The sequence below is a fragment of the Mesorhizobium sp. M0058 genome, assembly GCF_040323095.1.
Taxonomy (GTDB): Bacteria; Pseudomonadota; Alphaproteobacteria; order Rhizobiales; family Rhizobiaceae; genus Mesorhizobium.
The window spans coordinates 371,863-389,548 of the sequence record NZ_JAMYUQ010000001.1 but is presented as its reverse complement, the minus strand read 5'-3'; the positions used below and the strand labels follow the sequence as shown (position 1 = coordinate 389,548).

The 17,686-nt window shown below is 63.6% G+C and carries 17 protein-coding genes; all 17 read left to right on the top strand.

Annotated features, from left to right (window positions below; translation table 11 throughout):
* The first annotated feature begins 59 nt into the window (after positions 1 to 59).
* Positions 60 to 944 (top strand): flagellin N-terminal helical domain-containing protein, encoded by an 885-nt coding sequence (locus tag NKJ75_RS01965; RefSeq protein WP_023683303.1) that lies wholly within the window; start codon positions 60 to 62, stop codon positions 942 to 944.
* Positions 945 to 1,226: 282 nt separating this feature from the next.
* Positions 1,227 to 2,111, top strand: a complete 885-nt coding sequence (locus tag NKJ75_RS01960) for a flagellin N-terminal helical domain-containing protein (RefSeq protein ID WP_023683302.1) — start codon at positions 1,227 to 1,229, stop codon at positions 2,109 to 2,111.
* A 192-nt stretch (positions 2,112 to 2,303) separates the two neighbouring features.
* Positions 2,304 to 3,944, top strand: coding sequence for a flagellar basal-body MS-ring/collar protein FliF (fliF, locus tag NKJ75_RS01955; protein ID WP_352499084.1), 1,641 nt, complete (start codon positions 2,304 to 2,306; stop codon positions 3,942 to 3,944).
* Between the two features lie 3 nt (positions 3,945 to 3,947).
* Complete coding sequence (locus NKJ75_RS01950) at positions 3,948 to 4,574, top strand: hypothetical protein (RefSeq protein WP_352499083.1); 627 nt, start codon at positions 3,948 to 3,950, stop codon at positions 4,572 to 4,574.
* Positions 4,575 to 4,605: 31 nt separating this feature from the next.
* A complete protein-coding gene (locus NKJ75_RS01945) occupies positions 4,606 to 5,964 on the top strand; it encodes a MotB family protein (RefSeq protein ID WP_352499082.1) in 1,359 nt (452 codons plus the stop codon).
* Positions 5,961 to 7,391, top strand: coding sequence for a MotC family chemotaxis protein (locus NKJ75_RS01940; protein ID WP_352499081.1), 1,431 nt, complete (start codon positions 5,961 to 5,963; stop codon positions 7,389 to 7,391). Before NKJ75_RS01945 ends, NKJ75_RS01940 begins: the two co-directional genes overlap by 4 nt.
* Entirely contained in the window at positions 7,388 to 8,773 is a 1,386-nt protein-coding gene (gene fliK, locus NKJ75_RS01935; protein WP_023686354.1) for a flagellar hook-length control protein FliK, read from the top strand. The genes NKJ75_RS01940 and fliK overlap by 4 nt, the downstream gene beginning before the upstream one ends.
* Positions 8,706 to 9,293: a transglycosylase SLT domain-containing protein gene (locus tag NKJ75_RS01930; protein ID WP_373432824.1), complete on the top strand. Its 588-nt coding sequence runs from the start codon at positions 8,706 to 8,708 to the stop codon at positions 9,291 to 9,293. The genes fliK and NKJ75_RS01930 overlap by 68 nt, the downstream gene beginning before the upstream one ends.
* Before the next feature lie 220 nt (positions 9,294 to 9,513).
* A complete protein-coding gene (locus NKJ75_RS01925; RefSeq protein ID WP_023683295.1) occupies positions 9,514 to 10,182 on the top strand; it encodes a response regulator transcription factor in 669 nt (222 codons plus the stop codon).
* A gap of 91 nt (positions 10,183 to 10,273) precedes the next feature.
* Positions 10,274 to 11,527 (top strand): flagellar hook protein FlgE, encoded by a 1,254-nt coding sequence (locus NKJ75_RS01920; protein WP_023691731.1) that lies wholly within the window; start codon positions 10,274 to 10,276, stop codon positions 11,525 to 11,527.
* A 176-nt stretch (positions 11,528 to 11,703) separates the two neighbouring features.
* Positions 11,704 to 13,158, top strand: a complete 1,455-nt coding sequence (gene flgK, locus NKJ75_RS01915; RefSeq protein WP_023744228.1) for a flagellar hook-associated protein FlgK — start codon at positions 11,704 to 11,706, stop codon at positions 13,156 to 13,158.
* A gap of 3 nt (positions 13,159 to 13,161) precedes the next feature.
* A complete protein-coding gene (locus tag NKJ75_RS01910; protein ID WP_023683291.1) occupies positions 13,162 to 14,205 on the top strand; it encodes a flagellar hook-associated family protein in 1,044 nt (347 codons plus the stop codon).
* 30 nt (positions 14,206 to 14,235) lie between these two features.
* Positions 14,236 to 14,583 (top strand): flagellar biosynthesis regulator FlaF, encoded by a 348-nt coding sequence (gene flaF / locus NKJ75_RS01905; protein ID WP_023671893.1) that lies wholly within the window; start codon positions 14,236 to 14,238, stop codon positions 14,581 to 14,583.
* Entirely contained in the window at positions 14,580 to 15,023 is a 444-nt protein-coding gene (gene flbT, locus NKJ75_RS01900) for a flagellar biosynthesis repressor FlbT (RefSeq protein WP_023744226.1), read from the top strand. The genes flaF and flbT overlap by 4 nt, the downstream gene beginning before the upstream one ends.
* Complete coding sequence (gene flgD, locus NKJ75_RS01895; protein ID WP_023671895.1) at positions 15,023 to 15,430, top strand: flagellar hook assembly protein FlgD; 408 nt, start codon at positions 15,023 to 15,025, stop codon at positions 15,428 to 15,430. The genes flbT and flgD overlap by 1 nt, the downstream gene beginning before the upstream one ends.
* 24 nt (positions 15,431 to 15,454) lie before the next feature.
* Positions 15,455 to 15,721, top strand: a complete 267-nt coding sequence (gene fliQ / locus NKJ75_RS01890; protein ID WP_023671896.1) for a flagellar biosynthesis protein FliQ — start codon at positions 15,455 to 15,457, stop codon at positions 15,719 to 15,721.
* A gap of 71 nt (positions 15,722 to 15,792) precedes the next feature.
* Positions 15,793 to 17,661 carry an asparagine synthase (glutamine-hydrolyzing) gene (gene asnB, locus NKJ75_RS01885; RefSeq protein ID WP_352499080.1) on the top strand — a complete coding sequence of 623 codons (1,869 nt, stop codon included), beginning with the start codon at positions 15,793 to 15,795 and terminating at the stop codon, positions 17,659 to 17,661.
* Positions 17,662 to 17,686: the final 25 nt, after the last annotated feature.

The following is a 17,686-nucleotide window of genomic DNA, read 5'->3' as shown; positions in this document are numbered from 1 at the left end:
TCATACCGGAAAAGCCGGTATGTCAAAAACACCCTGTAAAAATCAAGGTACGAGTAGCCATGTCCAGTATCATGACGAACGCCTCGGCGCTGACCGCGCTGCAGAGCCTGAACAACACCAACAAATCCCTCGAGCAGACGCAGGCCCGCATCTCGACCGGCTACCGCGTTGCCACCGCTTCCGACAACGCCGCTTACTGGTCGATCGCGACCTCGATGAAGTCCGACAACAAGGCCAACTCGGCCGTGCAGGACGCCCTCGGCCTCGGCGCCGGCAAGGTTGACACCGCCTACACCGCCATCAACGACGTCAAGGACCAGGTCGACCTGATCAAGACCAAGCTGGTCACTGCCCGTAGCGCCTCGAAGGAAGACCAGCAGAAGATCGCGACCGAAATCAACGCCATCCAGGCGCAGATCAAGTCCTCGGTCGCCAACGCCAACTTCGCCGGCTCGAACCTGCTGCAGAACGACGCTGCCGCTGCGTCCGACCTGAAGATCGTTGCGGCTTACAACCGTACCGGCGCGACCGTCACCATCGACACCATCGACGTCAAGGCTGCCGATACGCAGGTTCTCGATGTCGCCGGCACGGGCGGCATCGTCGGCGGCCTGCTCGCCGCTGCCTTCTTCGACCCGAGCACCACGGCGGTTACCCCCGCCGCCATCGACACCGCGCTCGGCACTGTTGAAACCGCGCTTGCCAAGCTGTCCACCGGCGCTGCCTCGCTCGGCGCCGCCAAGTCGCGCATTGACACCCAGAAGAGCTTCCTGTCGAACCTGTCGGACTCGATCGACAAGGGCGTCGGCGCTCTGGTCGACGCCGACATGAATAAGGAATCGACCCGTCTGCAGGCCCTCCAGGTCCAGCAGCAGCTCGGCATCCAGGCGCTGTCGATCGCCAACGGCAACTCGCAGTCGATCCTGTCGCTCTTCCGCGGCTGATCTCTCGACATTACGACTGACACCATCCGTCGGGCCGCGCCAACAGCGCGGCCCGATTTCTTTTTGCGGCTGTTGATTTTCTTGCTAAATGGCTGCCGATTTTTGCTCTTGGCCAGCGCCCTGAATGGCTTGGTTTAACAGGCCGTTAACCATATCCCGGTAGTCATGGTTAACCATTCCATGGCGGGCAGACCATACGGTCGATGGGCTTATGCCTACCCCCTTGATGAAGTTGATCCGGCGTGTTCGGGACACGCCAGTGTTTGAAAAGGGGTAAATATCTTGGCTAGCATCATGACGAACGCTTCGGCTCTGACCGCGCTGCAGAGCCTGAACAACACCAACAAGCAGCTTGAAACCACCCAGTCACGCATTTCGACCGGCTACCGCGTCGCCACCGCCAGCGACAACGCCGCCTACTGGTCGATCGCCACCACGATGAAGTCCGACAACAAGGCGCTTTCGGCCGTTCAGGACGCGCTTGGCCTCGGCGCCGGCAAGGTCGATACCGCCTACACCGCCATCACCGACATCAAGGACCAGGTCGACCTGATCAAGGCCAAGCTGGTCACTGCACGCAGCGCCAGCAAGGACGACCAGCAGAAGATCGCGACCGAAATCAAGGCCATCCAGGACCAGATCAAGTCGTCGGTCACCAACGCCTCCTATGCCGGCTCGAACCTGCTGCAGAACGACGCTGCTGCGACCTCCGACCTGAAGATCGTCGCGTCCTATAACCGCACCGGCACGACCGTCGCCATCGACACCATCGACGTCAAGGCGGCCGACACGCAGGTTCTCGATCTTCCTGGCACTGGCGGCATCGTCGGCGCTCTGCTGGCGACGACCTTCTTCGATCCCAGCACAACCCAGGTCCTTCCGGCAGCCATCGACACCGCACTTGGCGCCGTTGAAACGGCGCTTGCCAAGCTGTCCACGGGCGCTGCCTATCTCGGCGCCGCCAAGTCGCGCATCGATACCCAGAAGAGCTTCCTGTCGAACCTGTCGGACTCGATCGACAAGGGCGTCGGCGCGCTGGTCGACGCCGACATGAACAAGGAATCGACGCGGCTGCAGGCCCTACAGGTCCAGCAGCAGCTCGGCATCCAGTCGCTGTCGATCGCCAACGGCAACTCGCAGTCGATCCTGGCGCTGTTCAAGCAGTAAGCCTGACCCGGCTTTCTCCTTCTTGAATTGAAGGGCCGCGCCGACAGCGCGGCCCTTTCGCTTTGTGGCTGTGTTTTGACGCATGTCGTTGACCCGGAACCGCTGCACTTCCGGGCGACATGCTCTATCATCTTCGCACAAGCTTCGCGGTCTAGTGTTCCCACGGAATATCATGCTGGGAGCGCTTGAATCGTGCCGCAACAGATCCAGAGCATCATCTCGAATCTCAGGGCATTTGGCGTCAGGCGCCTTGCCATGCTGGCCGGCATTGCCGCATTGGTGATGGCCGTCATCGGCATCGGCTCGGTCTATCTCAACCGCCCGGCCTATGAGACGCTCTATGTCGGGCTCGATCGCTCCGACGTGAACCAGATCGGCCTGGTGCTCGGCGAAGCCGGCATCGGCTTCGACGTCGGCTCCGACGGCACCTCCGTGCTGGTGCCGGCCGGCACAACCGCGCAGGCGCGCATGCTGCTCGCCGAAAAGGGCCTGCCGACCAGCGCCAATGCCGGCTACGAACTGTTCGACAATGTCGGCTCGCTCGGGCTGACCTCCTTCATGCAGCAGATCACCCGCGTGCGCGCCCTGGAAGGCGAGATCGCCCGCACCATCCAGTCGATATCCGGCATCAAGGCGGCCCGCGTTCACATCGTCATGTCCGAGCGCGCCAATTTCCGCCGCGACGAACAGCAGCCCTCCGCCTCGGTGGTCATCCGCTACTCCGGCATCGATGCTGAAAAGAGCGCCATGTCGATCCGCCATCTCGTCGCCGCCGCCGTGCCGGGCCTGTCGGCCGACAAGGTTACCGTGCTCGATTCCAACGGCAACCTTCTCGCCGCCGGCGACGATCCCTCCAACACAAGTGCTGCCCGCACGCTCGGCGTCGAGCAGACCGTCGAGGCGCAGATCGGCGACAACATCCGCCGCGCGCTGACGCCTTATCTCGGCCCCGACAATTTCCGCGCCAGCGTCAAAGCCGACGTCAATACCGACACCCGCCAGACCGAAGAGACGATCTTCGATCCGGAGTCGCGCGTGGAGCGTTCCGTGCAGTCGGTGCGCGCCAACGAGAACAGCAACCAGAGGCAGGCCTCGACCCCGGCCACCGTCGAGCAGAACCTGCCCGAGACCCAGGCGACCAGCACCGACGGTCCGCAGACGTCATCGGCGAACGACCGCAAGGAGGAGATCACCAATTACGAGATCAACTCCAAGAAGATCGCTACAGTATCGAACGGCTATTCCGTTACCAAGATGTCGATCGCCGTCGTCGTCAATCAGCAGCGGCTGATGACCATCCTCGGCAAGGACGCAACGCCCGAGCAGATCGCCAAGCGCGTTGCCGACATCCAGAAGATGGTGGCTTCGGCCACCGGCTTCGACGACAAGCGCGGCGATATCATCGATGTCTCGGCGGTCGAGTTCATCGACGGGCTCGACGGCGAGGCGGTCGAGCAGCCGGGCATAATGGCGTCGATCGGAACCCATGCCGGTACGATGATCAATGCCGGCGCGTTCATCGTCGTGGTGTTCCTGGTCGCCTTCTTCGGCCTGAGGCCAATGGCCACCGCGCTGAGCGCGCGGCCGACGCCGGCACTTGCCGGTCCGAGCTTCGACGACGTCCAGCGTTCACTGCCGACACCCGAAGCCGCCAGGGCCGAACCGGCGCCGGCTGCCTTGCCCGGCAGCCGCCCCGGCCCGACTCCACTCGATGATCTTCGCCAGAAGATCAGGCCGGCGCCACAGGAGCGGCTTGCCCGCATGGTCGACATCAATGAGGAGCGCACCGCGCAGATCCTGCGCAAATGGGCGGCCCAGGAAGCAGCGGTATAGACCATGGCCTCGGCAGCGCTTTTCGACCTTTTGCCGGATTTCGGCGCACGCAGCCAGCGTGCCGGCCAGCCCTCGCTCGCGGCCATGGCCGAGCCAAGGCCGGAGACGTCGGCGCCGCAGGCCGACATCGGCGCGCTGATCGCCGAAGCGGTCATCGATGCCGAAGCCGCCCTTGAAGCCCGCCTTGCCATCGCCCACCAGGCAGCGCTCGAGGCGCAGAGCCAAGCCAACGCCGATGAAGCAAAGGCCTTTCTGGAAAGTTTCGGCGGCGATCTCGGCGCGGTAGTCACTGCCCGTATCGAGATCATGGAGGCGAAGGTCAGCGACCTCGTCGGCGCCACCATTGCGCGCATCATTGGCGGCCTCGTCAGCGACGATCTGCAGAAGCGTTCGCTGGAAGCCCTTGCCGGCACGATCCGCGAAGCGGTCGGCGACAGCGAGGCGGTGCGCATCGCCGTGCGCGGGCCGCTGTCATTGTTCGAGACGCTGAAGGCTTCGCTCGGCCCACGCGCGGCCAATCTCGATTTCGTCGAGGCACCCGGCTTCGACCTTACCGTCGCCATTGACGAGGCGGTGTTCGAAACCCGCATTGCCGAATGGTCGGCCGCCTTGTCCGAGGCCCTATCATGAGCGAGGGCCCTCCTATGAACGAGTGGACGTCATGAGCGTTGCCGACGCCGCTGAGCCCAGGCACGAGATCATCATCGTGCGGCGCAATCACGACGACCACGACGACGCCCACCACGGCGGCGTCTGGAAGATTGCTTTTGCCGATTTCATGACTGCCATGATGTGCTTCTTCCTCGTCATGTGGCTGATCAACGCCGCCAACGAGCAGACCAAGGCCGCCGTTGCCAGCTATTTCAACCCGGTCAAGCTGGTCGATCGCAACGCCAGCCGCAAGGGCCTTGAAGACCTCGGCGATGGTCCGAGCAAGGTCGGGCTGACGGCCGACGACCCGCGGGACAAGACCAGCAAGGCCGGACAGGACGGCATCGGCGGCGCCGGTACTTCCGACAAGAAGCAATCGAAGGAATCGGCGCCGAAGACCGATCTTTCCGACGAGCATCTGTTTGCCGATCCCTATGCGGTGCTGTCGGAAATCGCCACCGACACCGGCGTCATGCAAAATGTCAGCGAGAAGGGCGATGGCGGCGCGCAGGCGTCCGGCCCGGCTACCGGCGCATCCGGCGGCCAATCCTACCGCGACCCGTTCGCGCCGGATTTCTGGTCGCAGCAGGTGGCTGCACCAGGCGCCGAAGCCACCGCCGAACGCACCAAGATCGAAGGCGATCCGCTGAAGCCGGGTGCCAAGGCGGCACAGACGCAAGTGGCGGAAGTGAAGGCCGTGCCGGCCGCGCCGCCAGTGACCGCGGCGCCGCTCGAGCCGCTGGCGAAATCCGTTTCCGATAAGCCACTGACCAAGGCTGAAGCCAAGGCAGAAGCCAAGGCAGAGGCCAAGGCTGAAGCAGCGAAGGCCCAGATTGCAAAGGCCGAAGCCGCCGAAGCACAACCCGCACCCAAACCCGAAGCCGCGGAAAAGGCGCCGACGGCCGCCACTGTTAAAGCCGCGGCGCAGGTCAAGCAGGAACTGGCCGAGGCCTTCAAGCCAGGCGACAAATTGCACGATGGCGTCTCCGTCGAAGCCACCGACGAGGGTGTCGTCATTTCGATCACGGACCAGTTCGATTTCGGCATGTTCGAGATCGGATCGGCGGTGCCTAGGCGTGAACTGGTGCTGGCGATGGAAAAGATCGGCCGCATCGTCAACGAGCAGAAAGGCACGATCAGCATCAACGGCCACACCGACGCGCGGCCGTTCCGCAGCGACACTTACGACAATTGGCGGCTGTCCACGGCGCGCGCCCATTCCGCCTACTACATGCTGGTGCGCGGCGGCGTCGACGAGCGCCGCATCACCGAGGTCGCCGGCTTCGCCGACCGCGAGCCGAAAATCGCGGCCGACCCGATGGCTGCAGCGAACCGCCGCATCGAAATCCTGATGGCGACCGACGGATGAGGCGCGCCGCCATCATCGGGCGCGCCGTCGGGCTGCTGCTGCTGAGCGCTGTCCATCCGCCATCGGCCTTCGCCGAGGACGCATTGCAGCCCTATCAGCTGGTGCGCTCGCTGCAGCTTGTGCAGGACCGCATAGCCGCCGGCGATCACGCCGCGCTGCCGATGCAGGCCAAGCTGCTCGAAATGGCCGACACAAGGCTGCGCGCGGCGGACGCAGATGATTTCAGCGACCCGAAGAATTTTCGCGCCTTGCTGGTCTATGGCATGAGTGGCGGCAACCCCGTCACCGTCGAGGCGGCGGTGTCGCGCGCCAAGACCGACCCGCAAAGCCTGGCCATCGCCAAGGGCATTGTCGACTATCTGAACGGCCGGCCAGCGGCTGCGATCGAGGCGCTGAAGCCGATCGATCCGATGACCCTGCCCGCCGATCTCGGTGCCTTTCTGGCGCTGGTCAAGGGCTCGCTTCTCGCCACTGAACAACCGGTCAGCGCGCTTGCGCTGCTCGACGATGCTCGCCTGCTCAGCCCCGGCACGCTGGTCGAGGAAGCAGCGCTGCGCCGCTCGGTCGGCATCGCCGCCGCGCAAGGCGACGGTGCGCGTTTCGCGCTTGCCTCAACCCAATATGTCGAAGACTACCTCTATTCGCCCTATGCCAGCCAGTTCGCCGACGCATTCGTCTCCGGCGTCATCACGCTGCACATGGCAATCAGCCAGGACAAGCTCGCCGACATCACCGCAATGATGGATCCAGAACGCGAGAAGGTGATCTATCTGCGCATCGCCCGCCGCGCCGCCATCGACGGCTTTGCCGATCTCTCCGCCTTTGCCTCGGCCAGGGCTGAACGGGGCCGCGACGGCATCCACAATCAGGACGATCCGCGCGCCCAGCTCTATTCCAGCCTGTCCACGGTAACGTCCGGCACCATCGGCGAGGTCCGCGCCAAGCTGGACAAGATCGATCGCAACCAGCTTTCGCAAAGCGACCGCGACCTGCTCGATGCCGCGCAGGCCGTGGCGGGTGAAGTCATCGCCCCGCCGGCGCCGCTGCCTGCCGAAAAGCCCGCACCTGCCGCGGCCAGGCAGGAGCCGGTCAAGACCGCGGCCGTGGAAAGACCCGACGAGCCAGAGCTGCCGCCGGTCGAAGGCGCGATGCCGGAACAGCCAGCCGCCACAACGTCGAGTGAACAGCCCGCAACCGACCAACCGAAGGCGGCAAGTGAGCCGGCCGCGCAGGCACCGAGCACGCCCGAGCCAAAGGCGGCGGAAACGCCTGCAGTCGCCTCGGCCAGCGATGCGGCTCCGGTCGTGCCGGCATCGGTGCCGGCCCCCGCCGCAGTAGAGCCTACCGATCCCACCGACGCCGCCATGGCGAGGACGCGTCACCAGCTCGATTTGATCGACCAGATGCTTGGAGCAGCCCCGAAATGACCACCAATGTTGGCCAGGCCCTGCCGGCTCCCGCGCACGCCGGATCGAAGCAGTCGGCCTCAAACGCCAAGGGCGGCGACAAAAGCTTCGGCGACATGGTGCGCGGCGACGACGATGCGCCGACACCGATAGGCCAGGGAGCAATTGAGGCCGCGTCGCACGAGCTGCATTGGGCCAAACGCAGCCCTGCCGGTCCCGGCAAAAGCGAAATCCCACACACCCAGTCTGGCAAAACGGGGACGAAATCCGCTGCCGGCAAGGCCGCAAAAGAACATGCCGATAGTGGCCCGGACAAACCATCCAAGGACGCTGAGGTGGCCGGACGAGACGCGGATGCAGGATCGCTGCAGGATCATTTGCCACTGGTGCTGGCGCTGCACGATATCAGGCATTTCTCAACGGTCCGGACAAGCGGGAACGGCATCGCGACGAATGGACAGACTGGGCAACCGGCGCCCGCTGGCGAGGCCACTTCTGCACAGACGTCGCCTCTGAAGAGACACCGCGCAGCGTCCGGCATTGACAACAGACTCGACACGACGACGCGATCGGAACGGGCCAAGCCCGGTACCAGCGTTTCCGCACAGGATCAGGGGCAAAAGCTGCCCGCGATCGGGCTCCAGTCCGGCAAACTGCCGCACCAGGATGGTCCGACGCCTCCTCTACCGGCGGGCCAGACGGCAAGCGACGTTTCGGCACCCGAGGCAAAACGGTCCGCGCCGTCGGCGAAGTCCGTCGATGGAGCCCATTCCGCGGCATCGTCCACACAGGGAAAACAGCCGCCATTCGCTGCGCGCGTCGACATTGTCGCCGAACAGAGCTTCCCCGCGCCGGCGCATAGTCCGATAAACCAAACGACTTCGGCGCTTATCGACGCGCTGGCTTCGGATAACGGCCTGCGGCAAGCGGTTTCGACGCCGTCGACGACCGCCCAGACGGCCGGTTCTGTTGCCGTTCCGACACATATATTGAAGATCGAGCTTCACCCGGCAGAGCTCGGCATGGTCACCGCCAGTCTCAGGCTTTCCGGAGAACAACTTTCGATAGAATTGAAGCCCGAAACCCATGAGGCTTACCGCCGTCTCGCCACCGACAGCGACGCCATCGTGAAGTCGTTGCGCGGGCTCGGCTTCGATGTCGACAAGGTGACCATCCTGCAACCCTCGATAGCGATCCACGCAGCGGCCCGCAGCGATGCAGCGAACTCGCATCCAATGCCGCAAGGCCGCGACCAGTCCGCTTTTCAGCCCGGAAACTCGAGCGGCAACAATACGGGTTCGGGCGGCCACCAGTCGGGAAGAAACCGCAATGACGATGCCCAGGAATTCGGCCGCGCTGGCGCGCCTGCTCGCGAGCGTGCTGGCGACGATATGTTTATCTAGCCTCGCCACCAAGCCGGCCACCGCCGCCACCAACCCTTGCGAGCCCGAGATTTTGCGTGCCGCCGATCGCTATGGCGTGCCGGCCGGCATCCTCTATGCGGTCGGACTGACCGAGACCGGCAAGAAGGGAAGCCTGCAGCCTAATGCGTTGAATATAGAGGGGAAAGCGGTATTTCCAAGGAACCGCACCGAGGCCCTGGCCGCCTTCGAAGCAGCCCGGCGCGAGGGCAAGACACTCATCGATCTCGGCTGCATGCAGATCAACCATCATTATCACGCCGCGCATTTCCGCAGCGTCGACGACATGCTGGACCCGCGCCAGAATGTCGACTATGCCGCGCGCTTCCTGGCCAGCCTGCATGCGCGTCATGTCAGCTGGTCGATGGCCGTCGCCCGCTACCACGCCGGCCCCGACAATGACCCCGCGCAGAAATTCTATGTCTGCCGCGTCATCGCCAATATGGTCGCCACCGGCTTCGGCAAATGGACCCCGAACGCCCGCAACTTCTGCAACCATTAGGTGAATCATCTCTTGCGAACGGCTGCAAATCCACGCCCGGCGGGTGACGTGCCACGTCACCCGTTCGGCAACCAACGATACAACCTCCTGATTGCGGTTATTTCGAAACTCGAAATAACTCCCAAGAAAATAGCTACAAGAAATGATGGTTGTTCAGGATTCCCGGCACCGGTTACGGCTCTTCCCACGGGGCAGATGATCTGATTCGGAGGCGGGGCCGATGATTGTAATCGTTGACGAGCGTGAGCTCGTAACTGAAGGCTATAATTCACTTTTCGATCGTGAGGGCGTCGCCTGTGCAGGCTTCGCGTCCGGTGAATTCGGCGAGTGGGTGACATCGGCCGCCGACACGGATTTGCGATCGGTCCGAGCCTTCCTCATCGGCGACTGCCGCGAAGGCGCCATCTCGCCACGCCAGATCCGCGACCGCACCGGCGCTCCGGTTATCGCGCTCAGCGAACAGCACTCGCTTGAAAATACGCTGCGGCTGTTCGAGAGCGGTGTCGACGACGTCATCCGCAAGCCGGTCCATATCCGGGAGATCCTGGCCCGCATCACCGCCATCCGCCGCCGCGCCCATGAGGACGTCAGCTATACCGAGATCGGCGCCATGCGCATCTTCATGGACGGCCGCGATCCCGAGATCGATGGCCAGCCGTTGCCTCTGCCGCGCCGCGAACGCCGCATCCTCGAATATCTGGCGAGCAACCGCGGACGCCGCGTCACCAAGACCCAGGTCTTCAACGCCATCTACGGCATCTTCGACGAAGAGGTCGAGGAGAACGTCGTCGAGAGCCACATCTCCAAATTGCGCAAGAAGCTGCGCGAAAAGCTCGGCCAGGACCCGATAGATTCCAAGCGCTTCCTTGGCTACCGGCTGGTGTTCTGATGGCGGTCTGCGCCAGCCTCGCGCAAGACAGAAATTATATCCTCGCGACCACAGATGGGCCCAACGATGTTGGGCATTGAGGAGACGTTCGATGAGCCTTTACGGAATGATGCGGACCGGCGTTTCCGGCATGAACGCGCAGGCCAACCGCCTTTCGGCCACAGCCGACAACATCGCCAATTCCGACACCACCGGCTACAAGCGATCCTCGGCCGAGTTTTCGACGCTGATCATGCCGCAGGTCGGCGGCGCCTATAATTCCGGCGGCGTCAACACCACCATCCGCTCGGCCATCAGCGCCCAGGGCGTGCTGCAGTACACGACCTCGGTTTCCGACCTTGCGGTCAACGGCAACGGTTTCTTCGTCGTCCAGGACCCCAGCGGAACGCCTTTCCTCACCCGCGCCGGCGCATTCGTTCCCGACGCTCAGGGCAGACTGGTCAACGCCGCCGGCTACCAGCTGATGGCCTACAGCTACGCCAACGGCACACCGGCTGCCACCGCCAACGGTTTCGAAGGGCTGGTGCCGGTCCAGATCTCCGACCAGGAAATGACCGCGACGCCCAGCACCGCGGGCAACTTCAACGCCAATCTGCCGGCCGGCGCCACGCCGCCCGCCGGTCCGCTGCCGTCCACCAACAGCCCGACGGCGGAATACACGTCGAAATCCTCGATGGTCACCTACGACAATCTCGGCAACAAGAAGCTGCTCGACCTCTATTTCACCAACACCGGGACCGGCACCTGGTCGGTCTCTGTGTTCGACCAGTCCCAGGCGACGCCGGGCACATCCTTTCCCTATACGGGCGGCGCGCTGGCCACGGCCAACCTGACCTTCGACACCACCACCGGCAAACTCACCGGCGCCGTCGATTCGATTACCATCCCCGTACCGGGCGGTGCGTCGCTCGACCTCGATTTGTCCAAGCTAACTCAGCTCGGCACCGGCTTCACGGTCTCCGAAGCCAAGGTCAACGGCAACGCGCCCAGCACGATCGAAAAGATCCAGATCGGCGAGGACGGAGTCATTTACGCCCAGTATCAGGACGGCTCGACCAAGCCGCTGTTCAAGATCCCACTGGCCGACGTCCAGAGCGCCGACAACCTCACCGCACTGCCTGGCAATGTCTATGCGCAGTCCACCGACTCCGGCACCGTGCGCATCGGCTTCGCCAATGAAGGCAAGCTCGGCAGCATCATCTCCGGCGCGTTGGAAAATTCCAACGTCGATATCGCCGAGGAATTGACCAACATGATCGCGGCGCAGCGCAGCTACACCGCTAACTCGAAAGTGTTCCAGACCGGTTCCGACCTCATGGATGTCCTTGTCAACCTGAAGAGATAAACGACGGGCGCCAGGGGAATGAACCCAAACCAGAGCAGCGCGGTGCGCGGATTTCGAATTCAAGGCCACACCGGCAAACCGGCCGGGGTGGTCTGGAATTGCAGGTTTCCGAACGCCGACGCCGCCGACAGGGCAGAGACGTCATCCCCTCCCCACTGGCCTCGTGAAAGACCCGCATGTCGCTGACTTCCGCATTGACCATAGCCCAACAGTCGCTTCAGACCACATCGAAGCAGACCAGCGTCCTTTCCCGCAATATTGCCGACGCCAGCAACCCCGACTATGCCCGCCGCACGGCGGTCGTCGTCAGCAGCGCGCCCGGCGCCCGCTCGGTCGAGATCCAGCGCGCCACCAACGCCCTGCTGTTTCGCCAGAACCTCAGCGCGCAATCGGCATGGAGCGGCCAGAGCACGCTTTACAGCGGAATTGACCGCCTCGCCGTTGCCGTCAACGGCGTCGACAACGCCTCCTCTGCCTCGACCGCGATCGGCAAGCTGCAGAACGCGCTGCAGCTTTACGCCGCTACGCCATCGAACCAGAACCTCGGCTCCAGCGTCATCGACGCGGCCCAGCAGGTGGTGCGCGCTCTGAACGACGGCACCAACGCGATCCAGGATTTCCGCACCCAGGCCGATGGCGAGATATCGACGGCGGTCGACGATCTCAACTCGCTGCTTAGTCAGTTCCAGGACGCCAACAAGGCGGTCATCTCCGCAACCCGTTCGGGTACCGACGCATCCGACGCGCTCGACCAGCGCGACGCTTTGCTGAAGAAGATCGCGGACTATGTGCCGGTGTCGACCTTCACGCGTGGCGACAACGACATGGTCATCACCACCAAGGATGGCACGACACTGTTCGAGACCATTCCGCGCTCGGTAAGTTTCACCCCGTCGGCGGGCTACACGGCCGGCACACCAGGCAACACCATCTACATCGACAATGTGCCGGTCAGCGCCGGGGCTGGCGGCAACACCAGCGCCGACGGCAAGCTCGCCGGGCTCATCACCTTGCGCGACGGCGTCGCGGCCACGATGCAGAGCCAGCTCGACGAAGTGGCGCGCGGCCTCATCACCGCCTTTGCCGAAACAGCACCTTCGCAGCCCGACCGAACCGGCCTGTTCACCTGGTCGGGTGCGCCCGCCATTCCGGCCGCCGGCACGCTGATCGACGGGCTTGCCGGCTCGATCAAGGTCAACGCCGCAATGGACTCGAGCGTCGGCGGCAATCCGGTGCTGCTGCGCGACGGCGGCGCCAATGGTGCGGCCTATATCGCCAACACTGCCGGCAACGCCTCCTATTCGCAGCTCTTGATCGGCTATGGCGACAAGCTCGACAAGCCGATGCCTTTCGACGCTGCGGCCGGCATCACCGTCACGTCCAGCGTCTCCGACTACGCCGCCAATGCCATTGGCTGGTTCGAAGGCCAGCGCCAGCAGGCCTCGAGCAACGCCGACGCCAAGGAGGCGCTGGCATCGCGCACCGCCGAGGCGCTGTCCAACGACACCGGCGTCAATGTCGACCAGGAGATGTCGCTGCTGCTCGACCTCGAACACACCTATCAGGCCTCGGCGCGCATGATGAAAACCGTCGACGACATGCTGTCGGCCCTGCTCGATGCCGTGGGATAAGCCATGAAAGCCACATCCGTCTCCTCAGCCGCTCTCTCCAACGCCGCGCGCTATCAGCAGATGCGCATGCAGGGCGAACTGGTCAAAGCCACTAAGGAATCGACGACCGGCACCGTCGCCGATGTCGGTCTGGCGCTCGGCGCGCGCACCTCGCAGGCGGTCACCTTCTCGCGCGACCTCGACCGGTTGAACGTCATCATCGATTCCAATTCGCTGGTCACCGCTCGGCTGTCCTCGACGCAGGCTGCGCTTGGCCAGCTTTCCGACACTGCGCAGAATTTGCTGACCGCACTGACCGCCGCCGGCAATTCCTCGAGCACCATCACGCAGCAAGCCGGCAAGGCCGCCGTGCAGCAGATGACCTCTATCCTCAATGCCAGCGTCAACGGCGAATATCTGTTTGCCGGCACCAACACCGACGTCAAGCCGATCGACGATTTCACCGCCGCCGGCTCGCCGGCCAAGGCGGCGTTCGACGCTTCCTTCTCGTCGTATTTCGGCTTCACGCAGACCGATCCGCTCGCCGCCAACATCACCGCCGCCCAGATGGACGGCTTCATCACCAGCAATGTCGTGCCGCAGTTCATGGGCGCCGGCTGGCAGGCCAACTGGTCGAACGCCACCGACCAGCAGATCGTCAGCCGCATTTCGCTGGGCGAAACCACCCAGACCTCGGCCAGCGCCAATGAAGACAGCATCCGCAAGCTCGCCATGGCTTCCGCCCTGGTCACCGGCCTGCTCTCCGGCAACATCAGCCAGGCGGCGAAGACCACCGTCGTCGGTCGCGCCCAGGCGATGGTCGGCGAGGCGCTGGGCGGACTCGGCCAGTTGCAGGCCGAGACCGGCCTTGCCGAGAAGCGTGTTTCCGACGCGAGCGACCGCATGAAGACGCAGGTCGACCTGTTCGAGCGCCATATCCTCGATCTGGAGGGCGTCGATCCGGCCGAGGCCGCCACCCGCGTCGCGGATCTGACGCAGCATATCGAGACGTCCTTCGCGCTGACCGCGCGCCTGCAGCAGATGAGCCTGCTGAACTACCTGACCTGACAATCTCAACCGCAACGGTAGAGCCAAACGATGTACCAATTCTCCTACGCCGACATCCAGACCGACTCCGTTGCCGATGCGAAAGATCGCGAGCGGCAGCTTTTGACCCGCTCGATCGAAATGCTGGCGGCGGCGGCGGCGGTCGGCCACACCTCGATGGAAGCGGTCGAGGCGCTGCACTTCACCAACCGGGTCTGGACCACCTTCGTCGAGGATCTCGGTTCCAGCGACAATGTCCTGCCCAAGGAACTGCGCGCCAACCTCATCTCCATCGGCCTGTGGCTGCTGCGCGAGGCCGAGGACATCCGCCAGGGCCGCACCGACAATTTCGAAGGGCTGATCGAAGTGTCCCAGATCATCCGGGACGGCATTCAATGACCAACACGCTGAAGATATCGCTGAAGCCGAACGAGAAGATCTACATCAACGGCGCCGTCATCCGCGTCGACCGCAAGGTCACCGTCGAGCTGATGAACGACGTCCAGTTCCTGCTCGAGAACCATGTCATCCAGGCCGACGATGCCTCGACGCCGCTCAAGCAGCTCTATTTCATCCTGCAGGTGATGCTGATGAACCCGGCCGGCGCCATCGAGGCGCGCGCCATGTTCCGCCGCTCGCTGCCCTTGCTTTTGGCAAGCTTCGAGGATGAGCAGATCAGTGGCGCGCTGAAGCAGATCGACCGCATGGTCGGCGAAGGCCATATCTATGAAGCGCTGAAGGCTATCCGTGCGCTTTATCCGCTCGAACGCCGCGCACTTGGCGGCAATGACGATGTTCAGGGTGCGAAGCGCCCGCTGGCCGTGGGAGCACAATGCTGATGAATGTGGACATGACGACGACGATCCCCACGGGCGCCAACCAGGGTACCCAGCAGACGTCGAAGACAGCGGTCGACTACCAGTCGTTCCTGAAGCTGTTGATCGCCGAGATGAAGAACCAGGATCCGACGAAACCGATGGATTCGACACAGTATGTCGCCCAGCTCGCCACCTTCTCGCAGGTAGAGCAATCGGTGCAGACCAACACCAAGCTCGACCAGATCATGCAGTCGTCGGCGCTGTCGCAGGCCGATGCCTTGATCGGCCGCTCGATCACCTCGGCCGACGGCAAGACGACCGGCGTCGTGGCCTCGGTCAAGCTTGCAAGCAACGGCGTGATCGCCGTGCTGCAGAACGGCACCGAAGTGCCGGTCGGCGCGGGCGTTTCGATAAAGCCGGCCAGCTAGACAGTTCCATAGAGGCGCGCTCACATGAACGAGGCCGACGCCCTAGACATCGTCCAGTATGCGGTGTGGACGGTGCTCGTCGCGTCCGCGCCGGTGGTGCTGGTCGCCATGGTGGTCGGCATCGGCATCGCCCTGATCCAGGCCCTGACCCAGATCCAGGAAATCACCCTGACCTTCGTGCCCAAGATCGTCGCCATCATGCTGGTCGTGGCGCTGACCGGTCCGTTCATCGGCAGCCAGATCTCGGCCTTCACCAACGTCATCTTCGAGCGCATCGAAAACGGGTTCTAGGCAGCGCTTGCAGGCGGCTGTGTTCCGGCTAGATTGCAGGCCATGACTCAGGCAGAACTCACCGGCAGGCCATGTGCGGAATAGCCGGCGTCTGGCGCAAACGAAACCCGATCGACGCCAACGACCTGTCGGATGTCGCCAGCATGATGCAGGCGCTGGTACATCGCGGCCCCGACGATCATGACAGCTGGCACAACAATCGGCTGGCGCTCGGTCACCGCCGACTTACCATCATCGATCCCTCGCCCGCCGCCCGTGAGCCGATGCTGACTTCTTCCGGCGATGGCGTTCTCGTCTACAATGGCGAGGTCTACAATTACCGCTCGTTGCGCGAAACGCTGCAGGCCCAAGGCGTCGTCTTTCGAACCATCTGCGATGCCGAAGTGGTTCTCGAAGCCTTGCATCACTGGGGTCCCGAAAAAGCCGTGCCGCTGTTCGACGGCATGTTTTCCTTCGCCTATTTCGACGCTCGCAACAGTGCGCTGTGGCTTGCGCGTGACCGTCTTGGAATCAAGCCGATGTCGGTGGCCGACACGCCGGAGCGAATCCTGTTCGCCTCGGAGGACAAGGCGATCCTCGCCTGCGACGGTTTTCCGCGCGACATCGACAGCCGCGAGATCACCTTGCGGCTTGCCTGGCAGAGCCGCGATTCCAGCTACAGCCTGTTCGACCGCATCGAGCGCCTGCCGCCCGCCGGCCTGTGGAAGATCACCGATGGCGTTATCGAGAAGCGCCGCTTCTGGCATGTGCTGGACGTGCTGGAGACCGCGCGCATTACCGGCGATGCATCCGCTGATGCTGAACAGATGGCGACGCTCGAGGCGTTGCTCAAGGACAGCGTCGGACTTCACTGCATCGCCGATACCAGCGTTGCCACCGCCTGCAGCAGCGGTGTCGATTCCGGCCTGATAACGGCGCTGGCAAAGCGGTTCAGGCCGGAAGTCCATGGTTATGTCGTCGACCCGCAGCTCGGTCACAGCGAGGCCGAAGACGCCGAACGCACCGGCCGCCATGTGGGCGTGCCCTTGCGCCGGGTGCAGGTCGACAGGAACCGGTTTTTCGAACTTTGGCCAAGGGTAATCTGGCATCTTGAAAGCGATGGCTGGCACGCCAGCCATGTCGCGCTGCTGGCGCTTGCTGAACAATGCCGGGCCGATGGCGTCAAGGTGCTGCTCACCGGCGAAGGCGCAGACGAATTGTTTGGCGGCTACCCATTGCAGGCCTTGAGCATGAAGAAGTGGCGTTCCTGGTCGTGGCCCCGGCTCCTGGTCCATTCGAAGCGCTCGCTCGACCGGAGATTCGAGCAACAGCGTCATGCCCCCTACAAGGTCTCGGCTGGAAGCCACTCACAAATGGATCGCAGCATGGTCCTGCGTGCTTTGTCGCCGGAGCTGAATTTCCTGCAAACCGAGATCTTCGACCGGCTGGAGCCGGTGACGCCGCCCGCCGATCGCGCCTTTCTCGGTAGTTGCCTCTACGACCTCTATTCGCATCTGCAGGACATCCTGCACCGGCACGACCGGCTGAGCATGGCGGCGTCCGTGGAACTGCGGGTCCCGTTCCTGGAAAACCGCCTGATCGACTTCGCCATCCATTTGCCGAGGCGGCAGAAATACCGCGACAAGACAGGAAAATGGCTTTTGCGAAAGGTCGCTGAAAAGCATATTCCGCGCCAGAACGTCCATGCGCGCAAGATCGGCTTCGAGATGTCGTCGCAATTTTCGGCCGGCACGGAGACTTTGCTACGCGGCGGTTTCCTGCGCGATGCCTTGAAATGGCCCGCCGCCAATTTGGAGGACATGGTCCAGTTGGCCCGGCGCGAGCAACCGTCCAGGCTGCGGCTTGTCGGCATGGAGCTTTTCCTGCGCCTTCACGCCGGCGGCGAGACGACAGGCACGCTGACCGAAGCCTTGCATACCGCTGCCCGGGACAGAAGCTGACTTCGCGCGCGGCCGACAGCCCGAG